The sequence below is a fragment of the Peribacillus butanolivorans genome (genome assembly GCF_001273755.1).
In the GTDB taxonomy this organism is placed as follows: Bacteria; Bacillota; Bacilli; order Bacillales; family DSM-1321; genus Peribacillus; species Peribacillus butanolivorans.
Genome location: NZ_LGYA01000011.1, coordinates 67,550 through 84,569, shown reverse-complemented (window position 1 = coordinate 84,569; position 17,020 = coordinate 67,550). Strand labels below are relative to the sequence as shown.

The window sequence follows — 17,020 nt, the reverse complement described above, 5'->3', positions numbered from 1 at the left end:
GCCAAGCCATTCAAAAAGATCAGCCATCCTTGGCTGGTCTTTTTTCTTTTACAAATAGATAGCGATTTAAAGATCAGCAAAGATGTTGGTCTTCTTTGTATTTGACCAGGTGTTTGGATTCGGCAGGAGAATTAATACACGTAATAGAATATTCTATTATAAAATAGGTTTTATGTTTAACTGTTTAGGGTATTTATGTAAGATATTTAAATTTTAGTGTGCATTAGGGTATGTAAGTACATATAATTTGGAGAAAATGGATAATACATTTAAATGAGTGCATTTAAGTTGCAAAATGCATTTTTCCTTGTATAATAATAGTCAAATATAGTCAAAGTCAGATTGGAGGAGGCTGAGTGAGAAACATATCTGATATTATCGAAACTTATTTGAAACAAGTACTAGAAATAAGTCAGAAAGATATCTTAGAAATTAAAAGAAGTGAAATAGCAGATAAATTTCAGTGTGTTCCTTCTCAAATCAATTACGTAATTAATACCAGGTTTACAATCGAAAGAGGTTATGTTGTAGAGAGTAAGCGTGGAGGCGGCGGTTATATACGGATCATGAAAGTGAAATCGCAGGATTACGTGCATCTTATTAACCAATTATTATCCCTTATTGGTTCTAGGGTAACCCAATCGATGGCTGAAGGAGTTATTTCTCGGCTTATGAGTGAAGAAGTTATAAATGAGAGAGAAGCCAAGATCATGATGAGCGTCATTGATAGATCGGTGATTTATATAGATTTACCCGATCGAGATGAGCTTAGGGCAAGGATTTTAACTGCGATGCTTACAACTTTAAAATATAAATAAGACTGGCAGAGGTGATGAACATGATTTGCCAAGAATGTCATCAAAGGCCTGCTACCCTGCACTTCACCAAGATCATTAATGGAAAAAAAACCGAGGTTATGATTTGTGAGAAATGTGCTCAGGAAAAAGGTGAAATGGCTATGGTTGCAGGAGGACATGGTTTTTCAATAAATAATTTGTTAGCAGGATTGTTGAATATAGAGTCGAATATTCAACAGACGAAGGCAAATGCATTTCCTAAGACAGAAGAGAAGCGCTGCCCTCATTGTCACCGATCCTATAAAGAGTTTGTCCACCTTGGTAAATTTGGATGTGCTGAATGTTATAAAACTTTCAATGATCAATTAAATCCGATTTTAAAGAGGGTTCATAGCGGCAACATTGCACATATAGGTAAAATTCCAAAAAGGATTGGTGGCACCATTTATCTTCGAAAACAAATTTCAGATTTGAAAGAGGTTTTAAAGATTCACATCAATCAAGAGGAATTTGAGAAAGCAGCAGAAGTAAGAGATAAGGTTCGCTCCCTTGAAAAAAGGTATGAAGCACAAGAGGGAGGCGACGAATTATGAGTTTAGAAAAGTTTGTAGAAAACGCCTTGAGTTCCTGGATGAGTGCCGAAGGGCCTGAAATTGATATTGTATTAAGTTCTAGAATTCGGTTGGCCAGGAACTTCAAAGATTTCACCTTTCCTACCTCCTTTTCTAACGAAGAAGCTAAAGAAATCATTGAATTAGTAAAAAAAAGAATTGAAGAGGAAGTTACCCCGGAGATTGGCAAACTTGAACTTCTAGAGATTGACCAAATCCAACCACTAGAAAAGCGTGTTCTCGTTGAAAAGCATTTAATCAGTCCTCATTTAGTTGATGAATCAGCAAAAGGTGCTTGTCTTCTCTCGGAAAATGAAGAAATAAGTATCATGATCAATGAAGAGGATCATCTCCGTATTCAGTGTTTAATGTCTGGGTTGCAGCTAAAAGAAACGTTAAAGCTCGCAAATGTTCTTGACGATTGGATTGAAGAATCCATAGACTATGCATATGATGAAGAAAGAGGATACTTAACTAGTTGTCCAACTAATGTGGGAACAGGATTAAGGGCTTCGGTCATGATGCATCTGCCGGGCCTAGTCCTTACACAGCAGATGAATCAAATTATACCGGCTATCAATCAATTAGGGTTGGTAGTTCGAGGGATTTATGGAGAGGGCAGTCAAGCGTTAGGGAATATCTTTCAAATCTCTAATCAAATTACTCTCGGAAAGTCTGAAAGAGACATTGTTGAAGATCTAACGAGTGTAGTTCAACAAATCATTGCCCAGGAAAGGTCAGCAAGGGATGCATTAGTGAAGACCTCTCACATACAATTAGAAGATAGAGTTTACCGTTCTTATGGGATTTTGTCTAATGCTCGAGTCATTGAGACTAAGGAAGCAACTACCTGTATCTCCGATGTTAGGTTAGGTATAGATCTTGGGTATATAAAAAATATTTCTAAAAGCATCTTAAATGAGTTGATGATATTAACTCAGTCAGGATTTTTACAAAAATACGCAGGTGGCCCATTAAGATCCCATGAAAGGGATATCCGTAGAGCAGCACTCATTCGAGAACGCTTAAACTTCACGGAAACTTCCTCCTCATAGAGGGTAATTACCTCTGAGTGAGTACCTATATTCATGTAATAAATGTAGTGCAATGAAGCTTCTGCCGTTACTTAGAGTAGCTTTACTCAAAACGAAAATTATTAAGGAGGAATTCCCTATGATGTTTGGTCGTTTTACTGAAAGAGCCCAGAAAGTATTAGCATTAGCCCAAGAAGAAGCAATCCGCTTAGGACATAATAATATTGGTACAGAACATATTTTGTTAGGCCTGGTTCGAGAAGGCGATGGTATTGCAGCTAAAGCGTTATATGCTCTTGGTTTAGGAGCGGAAAAAATCCAGAAAGAAGTAGAAAATCTGATTGGCCGTGGACAGGATACTGCCCAAACAATACACTATACCCCAAGAGCTAAAAAAGTCATTGAGCTTTCTATGGATGAAGCAAGAAAATTAGGCCATTCATATGTTGGGACAGAGCATGTACTTCTTGGTCTAATACGAGAAGGCGAAGGTGTTGCAGCCCGAGTACTGAACAACCTTGGAGTAAGCTTAAATAAAGCACGCCAGCAGGTATTACAACTGTTAGGCAGTAATGAATCAGGTGGACATCAGGGGTCAGCAGCCTCAAATGCAAGCACACCAACCCTGGATAGTCTTGCCCGAGATTTAACGGCGATTGCTCGTGAAGGCAGCCTGGATCCTGTTATCGGAAGAAGCAAGGAAATACAGAGAGTCATTGAGGTATTAAGTCGTCGTACAAAAAATAACCCAGTATTAATCGGTGAACCTGGGGTTGGTAAAACAGCCATCGCTGAAGGTCTTGCTCAACAGATCATTAATAATGAGGTACCTGAAATCCTGCGCGATAAACGCGTTATGACACTTGATATGGGTACTGTTGTAGCTGGTACGAAATATCGTGGTGAGTTTGAGGACCGTTTAAAGAAAGTAATGGACGAAATTCGTCAGGCAGGCAATATCATCTTATTCATCGATGAGTTGCACACATTGATTGGTGCTGGCGGGGCTGAAGGTGCCATTGATGCTTCTAATATCCTTAAACCTTCATTGGCCCGTGGTGAATTACAATGTATCGGTGCAACGACTTTGGATGAGTACCGTAAATATATCGAAAAAGACGCTGCGCTCGAACGACGCTTTCAACCAATTCAAGTCGACGAGCCAACGATGGAAGAGTCCATTCAAATATTGAAGGGTTTACGTGACCGGTATGAAGCCCATCACCGCGTTTCAATTACGGATGAAGCGATTGACGCTGCAGTTAAATTATCTGATCGTTATATTTCCGATCGCTTCTTACCGGATAAAGCGATTGACTTGATTGATGAAGCAGGTTCAAAAGTACGGTTACGCTCATATACAACACCACCAAACTTAAAAGAACTTGAAGTGAAACTAGATGATGTTCGTAAGGAAAAGGACGCTTCCGTTCAAAGTCAAGAGTTTGAAAAAGCTGCTTCACTTCGCGATACAGAACAACGTTTAAGAGAACAATTGGAAGAAACGAAGAAAACATGGAAAGAAAAACAAGGGCAAGAGAATAGTGAAGTGACAGTGGACGATATTGCCCATGTCGTTTCCAGCTGGACTGGAGTCCCGGTCACTAAACTGGCGCAAACTGAGTCTGATAAACTGCTTAATATGGAATCAATCCTCCATGATCGTGTAATTGGGCAGGAAGAAGCCGTCATAGCAGTCTCTAAAGCGGTACGGCGTGCAAGAGCAGGATTGAAAGATCCTAAGCGTCCAATCGGTTCATTCATCTTCTTGGGGCCTACAGGAGTTGGTAAAACCGAGCTTGCCCGTGCTCTAGCTGAATCCATCTTTGGTGATGAAGATGCCATGATAAGGATCGACATGTCTGAATATATGGAGAAACATTCAACTTCACGTCTTGTTGGATCCCCTCCAGGATATGTAGGATACGAAGAAGGCGGACAGTTAACAGAAAAAGTGCGGAGAAAACCATATTCCGTCGTTCTGCTTGATGAAATTGAAAAGGCACATCCAGATGTTTTTAATATTCTTCTTCAAGTACTAGAAGACGGAAGGCTGACAGACTCTAAAGGCCGTACTGTTGATTTTAGGAATACGATTCTGATTATGACTTCAAATGTTGGGGCTTCTGCATTAAAAATTGATAAGTATGTCGGCTTTAACATCCAGGACACTGGCCAGGACTACAAAAATATGAAAGGGAAAGTGATGGAAGAACTTAAACGTGCCTTCCGTCCAGAATTCCTGAATCGTATTGATGAAACCATCGTGTTCCACGCGTTAGAGAAAGATCACTTGAAACAAATTGTTACATTAATGTCTAATCAGCTGACTACCCGTTTGAAAGAACAGGAAATATACTTGGAGCTGACAGATGCGGCTAGAGAAAAAATTGCTACGGAAGGCTTTGATCCTGAATACGGAGCACGTCCAATCCGAAGAGCGCTTCAGAAACATGTAGAAGATTATTTGTCCGAAGAGTTGCTTAAAGGTAATGTGAAAAAAGGGCAAACGGTCGTGATGGACGTTGTGAATAATGAGTTTGCAATCCGACAAGGCGAACCTGTTAACGTAAGTGAATAATCTGATTCTAAACTTCGAGGTACACGCAGATTTTTTGCAGTGTACCTCTGTTTTTTATTCATAGGTAGAAATGTTCATATTTAAAATTTTTAGCAATCAATATCTGGCGAAAAAAAAGGAAATATGGGTGCAGAAGTTATTTTCTAAAAAACTTATCATTAAGAAGGTTTAAATAAAACCGAGATATAATATCCTTTATATAGGTATTTTTTCAAATAGGAAGAGGAGTAATTATGGCTGCAAAAAAGAAAACTAAGTTTATGTGTCAGTCTTGTGGGTATGAATCGGCGAAGTGGATGGGAAAATGCCCGGGCTGTGGAGAATGGAATAAGATGGTCGAGGAAACCGAAATTGTTAAACCGGCTAGAAAAGGAGCTTTTACTCATTCAGAGGTTAGAGGTTCAGGGGAACGTGAGAAGGCGGCACCTATAACTACTATTCAGTCAGACAAGGAACCTCGGATTAAGACAGATTTAATGGAATTGAATCGTGCGCTTGGTGGCGGGATTGTGCAGGGGTCACTTGTGTTAATTGGAGGAGATCCGGGTATTGGTAAATCTACCCTACTTTTGCAAGTATCTTCACAGTTGGCGCATAAACAGAAAAAAGTGCTATATATTTCAGGTGAAGAATCAGTTAAACAGACCAAACTGAGAGCAGACCGGCTTGGGGTTATGTCAGAAAATCTATTCGTTTATGCAGAAACTGATATGGATTATATCCAACAGGCAATTCAAGAGGTAAATCCGGATTTAGTTATTATTGATTCAATTCAAACGGTGTATCATTCTGAAGTGACTTCCGCGCCGGGAAGTGTTTCACAAGTAAGGGAATGTACGGCATCGCTCATGCGTATTGCGAAGACGAATGGAATTGCGATCTTTATCGTCGGGCATGTTACGAAAGAAGGGGCGATTGCAGGGCCAAGGTTGCTTGAGCATATGGTAGACACTGTTTTATATTTCGAAGGAGAAAGACACCATACATATCGAATTATACGCGCGGTCAAAAACCGCTTTGGTTCGACAAATGAGATGGGTATTTTTGAAATGAAGGAACATGGTCTAGAAGAAGTCGCGAATCCCTCAGAAATTTTCCTTGAGGAACGGTCACAAGGAGCTTCGGGATCTACCGTTGTTGCGTCAATGGAAGGAACAAGACCGGTGCTTGTCGAAATTCAGGCATTAATTTCGCCGACGAGTTTTGGAAATCCAAGGCGAATGGCTACTGGAATTGATCACAATAGGGTCTCGCTTTTAATGGCGGTCTTGGAAAAGAGAGTGGGTTTGTTATTACAAAACCAAGATGCGTACCTAAAGGTTGCTGGAGGTGTCAAGCTGGATGAACCGGCAATTGATCTGGCTGTGGCAATTAGCATTGCCTCAAGCTTCCGTGATAAACCAACAAATCCCGCCGATTGCATCATTGGAGAAGTTGGGTTAACGGGGGAAGTAAGAAGGGTGTCCCGGATTGAACAACGAGTACAGGAAGCAGCAAAACTGGGGTTTGAACGGGTCATTATACCAGCTAATAATATAGGTGGATGGACAGCTCCAAAGGGTATTAAGATCGTTGGGGTTTCATCGGTTTCGGAGGCTCTTCATCAATCGTTAGGGGGGGAAAGATGACAGATAAAAAAGGGTATGAGAAAACAAAATTGGAGATTTTGCAAATTGTAGCCCCGGGTACCCCGCTTCGGGAAGGCATTGAAAATGTCCTGAGGGCAAATACGGGTGGATTGATTGTAGTTGGATATAACGAAAAGGTGCGCACAATTGTAGATGGTGGCTTCCAAATTAACTGTAACTGTACCCCAAGTACATTATATGAGCTGGCGAAGATGGACGGAGCCATCATTTTAAATGAAAAGGCCGATACTATCATTTTCGCCAATGCTCAATTAGTACCTGATAATAGTACACCCTCCACTGAAACAGGTATGCGGCACCGGACAGCGGAACGTGTAGCTAGAGAGACCAAGTCTTTAGTAATTGCAATCTCACAACGTCGAAATGTAATTACTTTATATCAAGGTAATTTTCGATATGCCCTTAAAGATATTGGTGTCATACTCGCTAAGGCTAATCTAGCCATTCAAACCTTGGAAAAATATAAGGTGGTTCTGCAGCAGAGCATATCGGTGTTAGGAGCTCTGGAATTTGAAGAACTTGTGACCTATGCTGACCTTTTACAAGTATTTCATCGTTATGTTATGGTTCTTCGAATCAAAGCGGAGTTACTTACCTACCTAAATGAACTCGGTACAGAAGGACGGTTGATCCGTCTGCAAATGAACGAAATTCTGGCGGATATTGAAACGGAAGGAAAATGGCTTATCAAGGATTATACCTCTAGTAATGATGAAAAACCTGAAGAAATCATCTTCCGGCTTCAAGAGTTGGCCATGCAGGAACAATTGGACGAAAGCATACTTTTAAAAGTACTGGGCTATCATGGTTACATTCATCTTGATGAGGCTATACATGCCCGTGGATACCGGATTCTTCATAAAATCCCACGCTTGCCGGGTTTGATCATTGAAAATTTAGTGAAACAGTTCGAAAGCTTTAAGGAGGTCAATAAAGCGACGGTTGAAGATCTTGACGATGTAGAAGGTATTGGGGAAGTCCGTGCCAATAAAATTAGAGAAGGACTTCGTATTTTGAAAAATCAGCTTGTCACAAATCGAAGGATGTAAGGTGCAAACTTGCATCTGAATTTTCCTATATTAGCTTTAAATTGATTAGTGTTTATTTTTGACACTCAAAACTTAGGGTGCTAGGCTAATAATACGAAAAAGAGAAGGAATCATATTTGTAAATCCACTAATTCCTTAGGTGAATTTCACGTATATAATGAAAACGAATTTTCGAAGGTTTCATTTTTTTTTATTGGTCAATAATGAGTAGAGGGAGGTGAAAGGGATGTTAAAACGCATTATACAAGCATGCTTCTTAATAGTCGGTGGGACACTTGGTATGTTACTTATTCCGGAATTATTAACTGTTTTACATGCAGATGATATTGCTTTAATAAACAATCCTTATGTAAGTGTACTGTTGGGTGCCATTATCTTTTATCTTATTACTTTTTGGGCAGTAGATCATGTGATCTATTTTATGAAGTGGCTGGAGGAACAGCTTGTTAAGATACCAAGTACGGATATAATCTTTGGCAGCGTCGGTCTTTTAGTAGGACTACTTGCGGCATTTTTAGTTGGATCCGCTTTTAGTGCAATTAGGGTGCCCATTTTAAATACAGTAGTTCCTATCATCCTTACGCTTTTGTTTGGTTATCTTGGGTTTCAGGTTGGCTTTAAAAAACGTGATGAACTATTGAATTTATTTACGAAAAATAATAAGAAAAAAACTTCAGACGGTGAAGAAAATGAAGAGGACGAAGAAGGTTACAGCAAGCGATTGAAGATCCTCGATACAAGCGTTATTATTGACGGTAGAATTGCAGATATCTGTCAGACAGGCTTCCTAGAGGGGACCATAGTAATACCACAATTCGTATTAAACGAGCTTCAGCACATTGCTGATTCCTCAGATGCTTTGAAAAGGAACCGCGGTAGACGTGGATTGGATATCCTTAACCGGATTCAAAAAGAACTACCGATTAAAGTAGAGATGTACGAAGGGGATTTTGAAGACATCCAAGAAGTGGACAGTAAATTAGTGAAGCTTGCCAAAATATCAGGTGGGATGGTTGTTACAAATGACTTTAATTTAAATAAAGTATGCGAGTTTCAAAATGTAGCAGTCCTTAATATTAATGACCTGGCGAATGCTGTTAAACCTGTTGTACTTCCTGGGGAAGAAATGAATGTGCAAGTCATTAAGGATGGGAAAGAGCAGAATCAAGGCATTGCTTATTTAGATGACGGTACGATGATTGTTGTCGAAGGTGGCCGTGATCATATTGGAAAACGCATTGATGTACTTGTGACAAGTGTACTGCAAACCTCAGCAGGTCGGATGATTTTTGCTAAACCGAAACTATTAGAAAAAGCATTATAAAGAAGAGTAGGAGAAACCGTTATGTTTTATGAAGTAGTGATACCTGCAGCTGGACAAGGAAAACGAATGAAAGCGGGCAAGAATAAACTTTTTATTGAACTATCAGGTACCCCGATTATTGTTTATACACTTCGTGTTTTTGAAGAAGATCCTAACTGTCGGGGGATTATCCTTTCGATAAATCCGGCAGAAGAGGATTATTTCATACAAATGATAGAGACTTATGACCTTAAGAAGGTCAAGAAACTCGTGACAGGTGGCAAGGAACGTCAACAGAGTGTTTATAATGGGCTAAAACATGCAGGAGAAGAAATTATCCTGGTCCACGACGGCGCTCGCCCTTTTATCGACCAGGTGCAAATCAGTGAATTAACGTCTTCTGCTTCCCTTCATGGAGGGGCGGTCATTGCGGTTCCAGTAAAGGATACTATAAAAAAAGCCGCCGATAAAAAGGTTCTAGAAACGGTGGAACGATCAAGCTTGTGGGCGGTACAAACTCCACAAGCTTTTCGTGTATCTATATTAAAAAGGGCGCATGAACAGGCGGAGTTAGAGTCATTTTTAGGTACGGACGATTCAAGTTTGCTAGAACGGATCAACGAACAGGTAGTTATTATTGAAGGCAATTATGATAATATTAAAATTACGACACAGGAAGACCTTTATTTTGCAGAAGCGATTTTACATAAACAACAACTTTGATGATAGGGGAGAATAAGATGTTTCGAATTGGACAAGGATATGACGTTCATCAGCTTGTAGAGGGAAGACCTTTAATTATTGGTGGGATTACAATTCCTTATGAGAAAGGGTTACTTGGCCATTCGGATGCGGATGTGCTTCTACATACTGTTGCCGATGCTTGCTTAGGGGCAATTGGTGCAGGAGATATTGGTAAGCATTTTCCGGATACTGACCCGGAATTTAAAGGCGCTGATTCGGCAAAACTGCTGCAGTATATTTGGGCGATTGTAAAAAAAGAAGGCTATGTACTAGGGAATGCTGATTGTACAATCATTGCACAAAGTCCGAAGATGGCTCCATATATTGAAGAAATGCGAGTCAGGATTGCAGAACTTTTAGATGCTTCAGTTGATCAAATCAATGTAAAAGCAACCACAACCGAGAAGCTTGGATTTACTGGCAGAAGTGAAGGAATTGCGGCACAGGCTGTTGTCTTATTGGTTAAATCAAACTAAATTCGTTTTTAGAGTGGATGCCTTTATCCCAATGAATTTAAATGATAAAATAAACGATAGAAAAGAAAGACTGGGAGGTCTAGATATATCATGAGCAGCGATATTCGAGTTCGCTATGCACCGAGTCCGACTGGACATTTACATATAGGAAATGCACGGACGGCTTTATTTAATTATTTATACGCACGAAATAAGGGCGGGAAATTCATCATCCGGATTGAAGATACCGACAAAAAGAGAAATATTGAAGGCGGCGAAGAAAGTCAGCTGAAATATTTAAAATGGCTTGGTATGGACTGGGACGAAGGTGTTGATATTGGCGGGGAATATGGCCCGTATCGTCAATCAGAGAGAAACGACCTGTACCAAGGATTGTATCAAGAGCTTCTGAACAAGGGCTTGGCTTATAAATGCTATTGTACGGAAGAGGAACTTGAAGCAGAGCGGGAAGGACAGGTTGAACGTAATGAAACACCAAAGTATTCAGGGAAGTGCAGGCATTTAACTGATAAAGAGCAAGTGAAACTAGAGGCAGAAGGCAGAAAGCCTAGCGTTCGTTTTGCCGTTCCTTCGGGTAAGGTCCTTACGTTCAAAGATATGGTTAAGGATGACGTATCGTTTGAGACAGATGGTTTTGGAGACTTTGTTATCGTTAAAAAAGATGGTATTCCAACTTATAACTTTGCGGTAGCGGTGGATGATCACTTGATGAAGATTTCCCATGTTCTTCGCGGTGATGATCATATCTCCAATACTCCAAAGCAATTAATGATTTATGAAGCGTTCGGTTGGGAACCGCCTGTGTTCGGTCATATGACTCTAATTGTAAATGAAAGCCGAAAAAAACTAAGTAAACGTGATGAATCGATTATTCAATTCATTGAGCAATATGAAGAGCTGGGTTATTTGCCTGAAGCGTTATTCAACTTCATTACTTTACTAGGATGGTCACCGGGCGGCGAGGAAGAGATCTTCTCAAAAGAAGAGTTTATTAATCTTTTTGATGCTGATCGATTGTCTAAATCGCCTGCACTTTTCGATAAGCAAAAGCTTACTTGGATGAATAACCAATATGTGAAGCAATTGGATGAGGATCGTGCAGTGGAATTGTCTATGCCACATTTAATCAAGGCTGGGAAGGTTTCTGCGTCCCTAACTGCTGAAGAAGAAGAGTGGGTACACGGGCTTGTTTCTCTTTATCAAGAGCAGATGAGCTATGGAGCGGAAATTGTTGAGCTGTCTGGACTATTTTTCAAGGATGAGGTCGAGTTTGAGACTGAAGCGAAAGAAGTCCTAGCAGAAGAACAAGTACCAGAAGTCATGAATGCTTTCCTTCAAGAAATCGAAGGGCTGGAGGAATTTAAGGCCGACGAAATCAAGAAGTCAATTAAAGCTGTACAAAAAAGCACAGGGCATAAAGGGAAAAAATTATTTATGCCAATTCGTGCAGCTGTGACTGGTCAAACACATGGACCTGACTTGCCTAAAGCTATTTCATTACTTGGCAAAGAAAAAATTAAACAACGTATTCAAAGTATTTTATATTAACAATTTGTCAAAAATGTAATATAGTATTTAATAATCTTACAAAAGAACGCGTAGATGGGGAGAAGTAAGTAAACGAAGCTTATTAGAGAGAACCATAACCTGCTGAAAGTGGTTCAAGCCTCTCGTTTTCTGAAATGCACCCTTGAGTCCTTTGCTGAACTAACCTCTAGTAGGCACAGGCGGAATATCCTCCGTTATAGGGATAAAAGTTGGGAATGGAAAAACAGGGGTGCTTTTTACCTGCTGGAAACCATTCCAAACAGAGTGGAACCGCGCTTAGAGCGTCTCTGTCTATTAGGACAGAGACGCTTTTTTATATGCTTTAAAAGGTTTATGAGGGGATGCTGGATAAGGAAGGAACATAGGGGGGAATCATTTTGTTAAAGATGTTTAAAGAGGATATCGAAGTGGTTTTTGATCAAGATCCTGCTGCGCGTAGTTATTTGGAAGTTATTTTAACGTATGCTGGTTTACATGCAATTTGGAGTCATAGAATGGCTCACGCACTTTTCAAGAAGAAGTTTTTTTTCCTAGCGAGAAGTATTTCTCAGATCAGTCGGTTTTTTACCGGGATTGAAATTCACCCAGGGGCTACTATAGGCCGTCGATTTTTCATTGATCATGGAATGGGGATCGTCATTGGTGAAACATGTGAAATTGGCGACAATGTGTCTGTCTTTCAAGGGGTCACGCTTGGAGGAACAGGTAAGGAAAAGGGAAAACGCCATCCTACGATAAAAGATAATGTATTGATTGCAACAGGAGCAAAAGTGCTGGGTTCCATCACAGTTGGTGAAAACTCAAAAATCGGTGCAGGTTCTGTCGTTTTAAAGGAAGTACCTCCTAATTCAACGGTGGTAGGCATTCCAGGTAAAGTAGTCATTCGTGATGGTATCAAAATCAATAAAGACTTAAATCATTCAGATCTTCCTGATCCGATTGCTGACCGTTTTAAGGAAATGGATAAAGAAATCTTTGCCTTAAAAGCGAAGTTGGCTGAGCAGAGGCAGGAAGAAAGGAGTTTATAATATGGCAATTAAAATATATAACACAGTTACAAGACAGAAAGAAGCCTTCGTTCCGATTGAAGAAGGAAAGGTGAAAATGTATGTGTGCGGACCTACTGTCTACAATTACATTCATATTGGAAATGCTAGACCCGCAATAGTATTTGATACCGTTCGAAGATATTTAGATTATCGTGGGTATGAAGTTCAATTTGTTTCGAATTTCACAGACGTTGATGATAAACTCATTCGCGCAGCAAAAGAATTGGGGGAAGATGTCCCGACCATTTCAGAACGTTTTATTAAGGCGTATTTTGAAGACGTTTCTGCGCTTGGTTGCAAAAAGGCGGATGCACATCCGACCGTGATGGAGAACATGGATACAATTATTGAATTTATTTCGGCATTGATTGAAAAAGGATTCGCCTATGAATCTGAAGGTGATGTGTACTACCGAACTCGTAAATTTGAAGGGTATGGAAAGTTGTCCCACCAATCCATCGATGAGCTTCGAGTTGGGGCACGCATTGAAATTGGTGAGAAAAAACAAGATGCCCTTGATTTTGCCCTTTGGAAAGCGGCTAAGGAAGGTGAAATATCTTGGGAGAGTCCATGGGGTAAGGGGCGTCCCGGTTGGCATATCGAATGCTCTGCCATGGTCAGAAAGTATTTGGGCGATACAATTGATATACACGCAGGCGGCCAAGATCTAGCTTTTCCCCATCATGAAAATGAAATTGCACAATCTGAGGCATTAACGGGCAAGACCTTTGCGAATTATTGGATGCATAACGGGTATATCAATATTGATAATGAAAAAATGTCTAAGTCCTTAGGCAATTTTGTTCTTGTGCATGACATCATTCAGAAGCATGATCCACAAGTGTTACGCTTCTTCATGTTATCCGTACATTACCGCCATCCTATCAATTACAGCGAAGAAGTACTAGAGAATGTAAAAGCGGCACTTGATCGTTTAAGAACATCATACCAAAACTTAAAGCATCGTCTCCAAGTGAGTGATGGGTTGACTGAGAATAATGATGTTTGGCTGGAGAAAGTAAATGCGTTACATGAACAGTTCATTCAAGAAATGGACGATGATTTTAACACAGCTAACGCGATATCCATTCTCTTTGAACTGTCCAAGCAAGCAAACTATTACTTAATGGAGAAAAATACCGACAAGGAAGTCATTGAGGCTTTCCTTGAAGAATTCCAAACACTGTTTTCAGTTCTAGGTTTGTCTCTAGAAGAAGAAGGGTTGTTGGATGAAGAAATTGAAGGCTTGATTCAGCAGAGAATTCAAGCGCGGAAAGATCGCAACTTTGGGTTATCTGATGAAATTCGTGACCGCTTGAAAAACATGAATATTATATTAGAGGATACCCCTCAAGGTACAAGATGGAAAAGAGGGTAATTGATGCTTCATTACGATAATAAAGTAGATGAAAAAATGTTAAACAGTCTTGCTCTAGCCTATATAGGTGATGCCGTATATGAAACGTATATCCGGCATCATCTCATTCAAAAAGGAGCGGTCAAGCCTAATCTTCTTCACAAAAAAGCAACATCTTTTGTATCAGCTAAAGCTCAAAATAGGATTATTCATTTTTTCTTGGAGTCAGGTTGGTTATCAGAAGAAGAATCCGCTGTCGTCCGTCGCGGCCGTAATGCGAAATCCGGTTCGGTTCCGAAGAATACAGATGTGCAAACGTATCGTTACAGTACGGCCTTTGAGGCTCTTATGGGCTTTCTGTATTTATCAGGTCGAATAGAAAGAATGGAAGAGCTTATTAGAAAGTCTATTGAATTCATTGAAGAAGAAAAGGGGAGTAACCCATGAGTGAAGAATACATCATTGGAAGAAACCCCGTATTGGAAGCACTTCGCTCCGAACGGGATATAAATAAAATTTGGATAGCAGAAGGCTCACAAAAAGGGTCAATGCAACCACTAATTGGTCTTGCTAAAGAAAAGAAGGTATTTGTGCAAATTGTTCCAAAGAAAAAAATTGATCAAATGGCAGATGGTATTCATCAAGGTGTTGTCGCACAAGTGGCGGCTTATGAATATGTAGAATTGGATGACTTATTCGCCAAAGCGGCAGAACGGGATGAAGCGCCATTTTTCATGATTCTTGATGAAGTTGAAGATCCACATAATTTAGGATCAATTATGAGAACAGCAGATGCTGTCGGAGCCCATGGAATTATTATTCCAAAACGGAGAGCAGTGGGATTAACGGCAACAGTAGCGAAAGCATCGACCGGTGCAATTGAGTATATTCCAGTTGCTCGTGTTACGAATTTGGCACGAGCAGTTGAAGAGTTAAAAGAGCGTGGTGTCTGGATTGTCGGTACAGATGCGAAAGGTAGCGATGATTACCGTAACATGGACGGCAAGATGCCCATTGGACTTGTAATTGGTAGTGAAGGTAAAGGAATGGCCCGTTTAATGAAGGAAAAATGCGATTTCCTCATCCGTCTCCCTATGGTAGGACAAGTAACGTCGTTAAATGCATCGGTAGCAGCTGGTTTATTGATGTATGAGGTCTATAGAAAAAGAAATCCTTTAGGCCAATAATGGGATGAATATTCTGTTAGTGGACGGTTACAACATTATTGGGGCCTGGCCGGAACTGAGAGAATTGAAAGAACGGGATCTTGCTGCTGCAAGGGACCGGTTAATTGAAATGATGGCAGAATATCAAGCCTTTACCGGGTATCGCGTAATTGTCGTATTTGACGCCCAATATGTTCAAGGAATTGCCCGGATATTCAAAAATCATAAGGTTGATGTAATTTTTACAAAAGAAAATGAAACTGCTGATGAGAGAATAGAAAAGATGGCCATTGAACTGAATAATATCAAAACGCAGATTCAAGTGGCGACTTCTGACTTCACGGAGCAGTGGGTGATATTTGGCCAAGGGGCTCTAAGGAAATCTGCCCGCGAACTGCTTATTGAGATGGAAGAAATTCAAGGGGAAATTGAGAAAGATGTAAAAAAAACAACCATAATAAAACCCGCTGCTAAAATCCCTTTAAGTGAAGAAGTTGCAGAAATTTTCGAAAAATGGCGTCGAGGGAAGATTTGAACCATTGACGGGTAATTTTTACCTGCTGTATAATATTTCTATCTGAGTCAGGTCAGGGGGATATAATGTGGGTCTCAAATTCGGAATGAAACTGAACGAAAAGTATCTGCAGTTTGATGATGATGAATTGATAGAGTTGGTACACACTGGAGACAGTGAAGCGCTGGATTACTTGATCCAAAAGTATCGTAATTTTGTTAGAGCAAAGGCAAGGACTTATTTCTTAATTGGTGCAGATAAGGAAGACATCGTTCAAGAAGGTATGATTGGTTTATATAAAGCCGTCCGTGATTTTAAAGGTGATAAGTTATCCTCCTTTAAAGCGTTTGCCGAACTATGTATTACGAGGCAGATCATTACAGCTATTAAAACAGCAACGCGTCAAAAGCATATTCCGCTCAATTCCTATGTTTCCCTGGACAAGCCTATTTATGATGAGGAATCCGATCGAACTCTTATGGATATAATATCGGGTACAAAAGTTTTAGACCCGGAAGAGCTGATTATCAATCAAGAAGAGTTTGACGATATCGAATTAAAGATGGCCGAGCTTCTGAGTGATCTGGAGAGAAAAGTGTTAGCTCTTTACCTAGATGGACAAACTTACCAAGAGATTTCGGAAGAGTTGAACCGACATGTGAAGTCAATCGACAACGCCCTTCAGCGGGTGAAAAGAAAGCTCGAGCGCTATTTGGAAGTAAGGGAAATCAGTTTATAATCCCTCCGCTTTTTCCGCTTAATCTCATCTGTCCCATCTCCACTTGGAAGTTTTATTCACTAAGATTTAAAATTGGATGTTAAGAAACAAAGGTTTTCGATACACGATATCTTGGATGGGCTCAGCCCGCTTTATTATTGACAATAAAAGACAGTCGTGATAAGGTTTTATGGATATAGTAGATAGGATAGGTGTATCAAATGAGAAAAAAAATTGTTCTAGCTTGTACTGAATGTGGTTCAAGAAATTATAGTTATGAAAGTAATCAATCGACAAGCAGCGAACGCCTTGAAATAAAGAAATTTTGTAGTACATGCAATTCACACGCGATTCATAAAGAAACGAAATAACCGTTTTATTAATAGATTAACAAAGAAGCTGTCTAATGCTTGGAGGATACATT

The 17,020-nt window shown here is 40.0% G+C and carries 17 protein-coding genes and 1 other annotated feature; all 17 genes read left to right on the top strand.

Going from position 1 to position 17,020, the window contains the following annotated elements; all coding sequences use genetic code 11:
• Positions 1-356 precede the first annotated feature (356 nt).
• The 17 genes from AKG34_RS26265 (at position 357) to rpmG (ending at position 16,967) form a co-directional block, all read left to right on the top strand.
• Positions 357-818, top strand: a complete 462-nt coding sequence (locus AKG34_RS26265; protein WP_053349092.1) for a CtsR family transcriptional regulator — start codon at positions 357-359, stop codon at positions 816-818.
• Positions 819-838: 20 nt separating this feature from the next.
• A complete protein-coding gene (locus AKG34_RS26260) occupies positions 839-1,390 on the top strand; it encodes a protein-arginine kinase activator protein McsA (protein WP_053349091.1) in 552 nt (183 codons plus the stop codon).
• Positions 1,387-2,463: a protein-arginine kinase McsB gene (locus tag AKG34_RS26255; RefSeq protein WP_053349090.1), complete on the top strand. Its 1,077-nt coding sequence runs from the start codon at positions 1,387-1,389 to the stop codon at positions 2,461-2,463. The genes AKG34_RS26260 and AKG34_RS26255 overlap by 4 nt, the downstream gene beginning before the upstream one ends.
• Positions 2,464-2,581: 118 nt before the next feature.
• Positions 2,582-5,023, top strand: coding sequence for an ATP-dependent protease ATP-binding subunit ClpC (gene clpC, locus AKG34_RS26250; protein ID WP_053349089.1), 2,442 nt, complete (start codon positions 2,582-2,584; stop codon positions 5,021-5,023).
• Positions 5,024-5,256: 233 nt separating this feature from the next.
• Positions 5,257-6,651 carry a DNA repair protein RadA gene (gene radA, locus AKG34_RS26245; RefSeq protein ID WP_053349088.1) on the top strand — a complete coding sequence of 465 codons (1,395 nt, stop codon included), beginning with the start codon at positions 5,257-5,259 and terminating at the stop codon, positions 6,649-6,651.
• Complete coding sequence (disA, locus tag AKG34_RS26240; protein ID WP_053349087.1) at positions 6,648-7,721, top strand: DNA integrity scanning diadenylate cyclase DisA; 1,074 nt, start codon at positions 6,648-6,650, stop codon at positions 7,719-7,721. The genes radA and disA overlap by 4 nt, the downstream gene beginning before the upstream one ends.
• A gap of 226 nt (positions 7,722-7,947) precedes the next feature.
• The gene (locus tag AKG34_RS26235) at positions 7,948-9,045 is read left to right on the top strand and encodes a PIN/TRAM domain-containing protein (RefSeq protein ID WP_053349086.1); all 1,098 of its coding nucleotides are present in this window, start codon (positions 7,948-7,950) and stop codon (positions 9,043-9,045) included.
• 21 nt (positions 9,046-9,066) lie between these two features.
• Entirely contained in the window at positions 9,067-9,747 is a 681-nt protein-coding gene (gene ispD, locus AKG34_RS26230) for a 2-C-methyl-D-erythritol 4-phosphate cytidylyltransferase (RefSeq protein WP_053349085.1), read from the top strand.
• A 17-nt stretch (positions 9,748-9,764) separates the two neighbouring features.
• Entirely contained in the window at positions 9,765-10,244 is a 480-nt protein-coding gene (gene ispF, locus AKG34_RS26225; protein ID WP_053349084.1) for a 2-C-methyl-D-erythritol 2,4-cyclodiphosphate synthase, read from the top strand.
• A gap of 90 nt (positions 10,245-10,334) precedes the next feature.
• On the top strand, positions 10,335-11,792 hold the full coding sequence (gene gltX, locus AKG34_RS26220) for a glutamate--tRNA ligase (RefSeq protein WP_053349083.1): 1,458 nt from the start codon (positions 10,335-10,337) through the stop codon (positions 11,790-11,792).
• A 42-nt stretch (positions 11,793-11,834) separates the two neighbouring features.
• Positions 11,835-12,084, top strand: a binding site (T-box leader).
• An 85-nt stretch (positions 12,085-12,169) separates the two neighbouring features.
• Entirely contained in the window at positions 12,170-12,820 is a 651-nt protein-coding gene (cysE, locus tag AKG34_RS26215; protein ID WP_053349082.1) for a serine O-acetyltransferase, read from the top strand.
• A 1-nt stretch (position 12,821) separates the two neighbouring features.
• The gene (gene cysS / locus AKG34_RS26210) at positions 12,822-14,219 is read left to right on the top strand and encodes a cysteine--tRNA ligase (RefSeq protein WP_053349081.1); all 1,398 of its coding nucleotides are present in this window, start codon (positions 12,822-12,824) and stop codon (positions 14,217-14,219) included.
• Positions 14,220-14,222: 3 nt separating this feature from the next.
• Entirely contained in the window at positions 14,223-14,645 is a 423-nt protein-coding gene (locus tag AKG34_RS26205; RefSeq protein ID WP_053349080.1) for a Mini-ribonuclease 3, read from the top strand.
• A complete protein-coding gene (rlmB, locus tag AKG34_RS26200) occupies positions 14,642-15,385 on the top strand; it encodes a 23S rRNA (guanosine(2251)-2'-O)-methyltransferase RlmB (protein WP_053349079.1) in 744 nt (247 codons plus the stop codon). Before AKG34_RS26205 ends, rlmB begins: the two co-directional genes overlap by 4 nt.
• 4 nt (positions 15,386-15,389) lie before the next feature.
• Entirely contained in the window at positions 15,390-15,899 is a 510-nt protein-coding gene (locus AKG34_RS26195) for an NYN domain-containing protein (RefSeq protein WP_053349078.1), read from the top strand.
• 85 nt (positions 15,900-15,984) lie between these two features.
• Positions 15,985-16,617, top strand: a complete 633-nt coding sequence (gene sigH, locus AKG34_RS26190; protein WP_098175004.1) for an RNA polymerase sporulation sigma factor SigH — start codon at positions 15,985-15,987, stop codon at positions 16,615-16,617.
• A 200-nt stretch (positions 16,618-16,817) separates the two neighbouring features.
• Complete coding sequence (gene rpmG / locus AKG34_RS27320) at positions 16,818-16,967, top strand: 50S ribosomal protein L33 (RefSeq protein ID WP_082527447.1); 150 nt, start codon at positions 16,818-16,820, stop codon at positions 16,965-16,967.
• Positions 16,968-17,020 lie beyond the last annotated feature (53 nt).

What these genes read in the sequence shown, in the direction of transcription:
- rpmG (WP_082527447.1), top strand. Translation starts at nt 16,818, where the DNA reads ATGAGAAAAAAAATTGTTCTAGCTTGTACTGAATGTGGTTCAAGAAAT.
- disA (WP_053349087.1), top strand. Translation starts at nt 6,648, where the DNA reads ATGACAGATAAAAAAGGGTATGAGAAAACAAAATTGGAGATTTTGCAA.
- cysS (WP_053349081.1), top strand. Translation starts at nt 12,822, where the DNA reads ATGGCAATTAAAATATATAACACAGTTACAAGACAGAAAGAAGCCTTC.
- AKG34_RS26255 (WP_053349090.1), top strand. Translation starts at nt 1,387, where the DNA reads ATGAGTTTAGAAAAGTTTGTAGAAAACGCCTTGAGTTCCTGGATGAGT.
- AKG34_RS26205 (WP_053349080.1), top strand. Translation starts at nt 14,223, where the DNA reads ATGCTTCATTACGATAATAAAGTAGATGAAAAAATGTTAAACAGTCTT.
- ispF (WP_053349084.1), top strand. Translation starts at nt 9,765, where the DNA reads ATGTTTCGAATTGGACAAGGATATGACGTTCATCAGCTTGTAGAGGGA.
- AKG34_RS26235 (WP_053349086.1), top strand. Translation starts at nt 7,948, where the DNA reads ATGTTAAAACGCATTATACAAGCATGCTTCTTAATAGTCGGTGGGACA.
- radA (WP_053349088.1), top strand. Translation starts at nt 5,257, where the DNA reads ATGGCTGCAAAAAAGAAAACTAAGTTTATGTGTCAGTCTTGTGGGTAT.
- rlmB (WP_053349079.1), top strand. Translation starts at nt 14,642, where the DNA reads ATGAGTGAAGAATACATCATTGGAAGAAACCCCGTATTGGAAGCACTT.
- AKG34_RS26195 (WP_053349078.1), top strand. Translation starts at nt 15,390, where the DNA reads ATGAATATTCTGTTAGTGGACGGTTACAACATTATTGGGGCCTGGCCG.
- sigH (WP_098175004.1), top strand. Translation starts at nt 15,985, where the DNA reads ATGAAACTGAACGAAAAGTATCTGCAGTTTGATGATGATGAATTGATA.
- clpC (WP_053349089.1), top strand. Translation starts at nt 2,582, where the DNA reads ATGATGTTTGGTCGTTTTACTGAAAGAGCCCAGAAAGTATTAGCATTA.
- AKG34_RS26260 (WP_053349091.1), top strand. Translation starts at nt 839, where the DNA reads ATGATTTGCCAAGAATGTCATCAAAGGCCTGCTACCCTGCACTTCACC.
- ispD (WP_053349085.1), top strand. Translation starts at nt 9,067, where the DNA reads ATGTTTTATGAAGTAGTGATACCTGCAGCTGGACAAGGAAAACGAATG.
- gltX (WP_053349083.1), top strand. Translation starts at nt 10,335, where the DNA reads ATGAGCAGCGATATTCGAGTTCGCTATGCACCGAGTCCGACTGGACAT.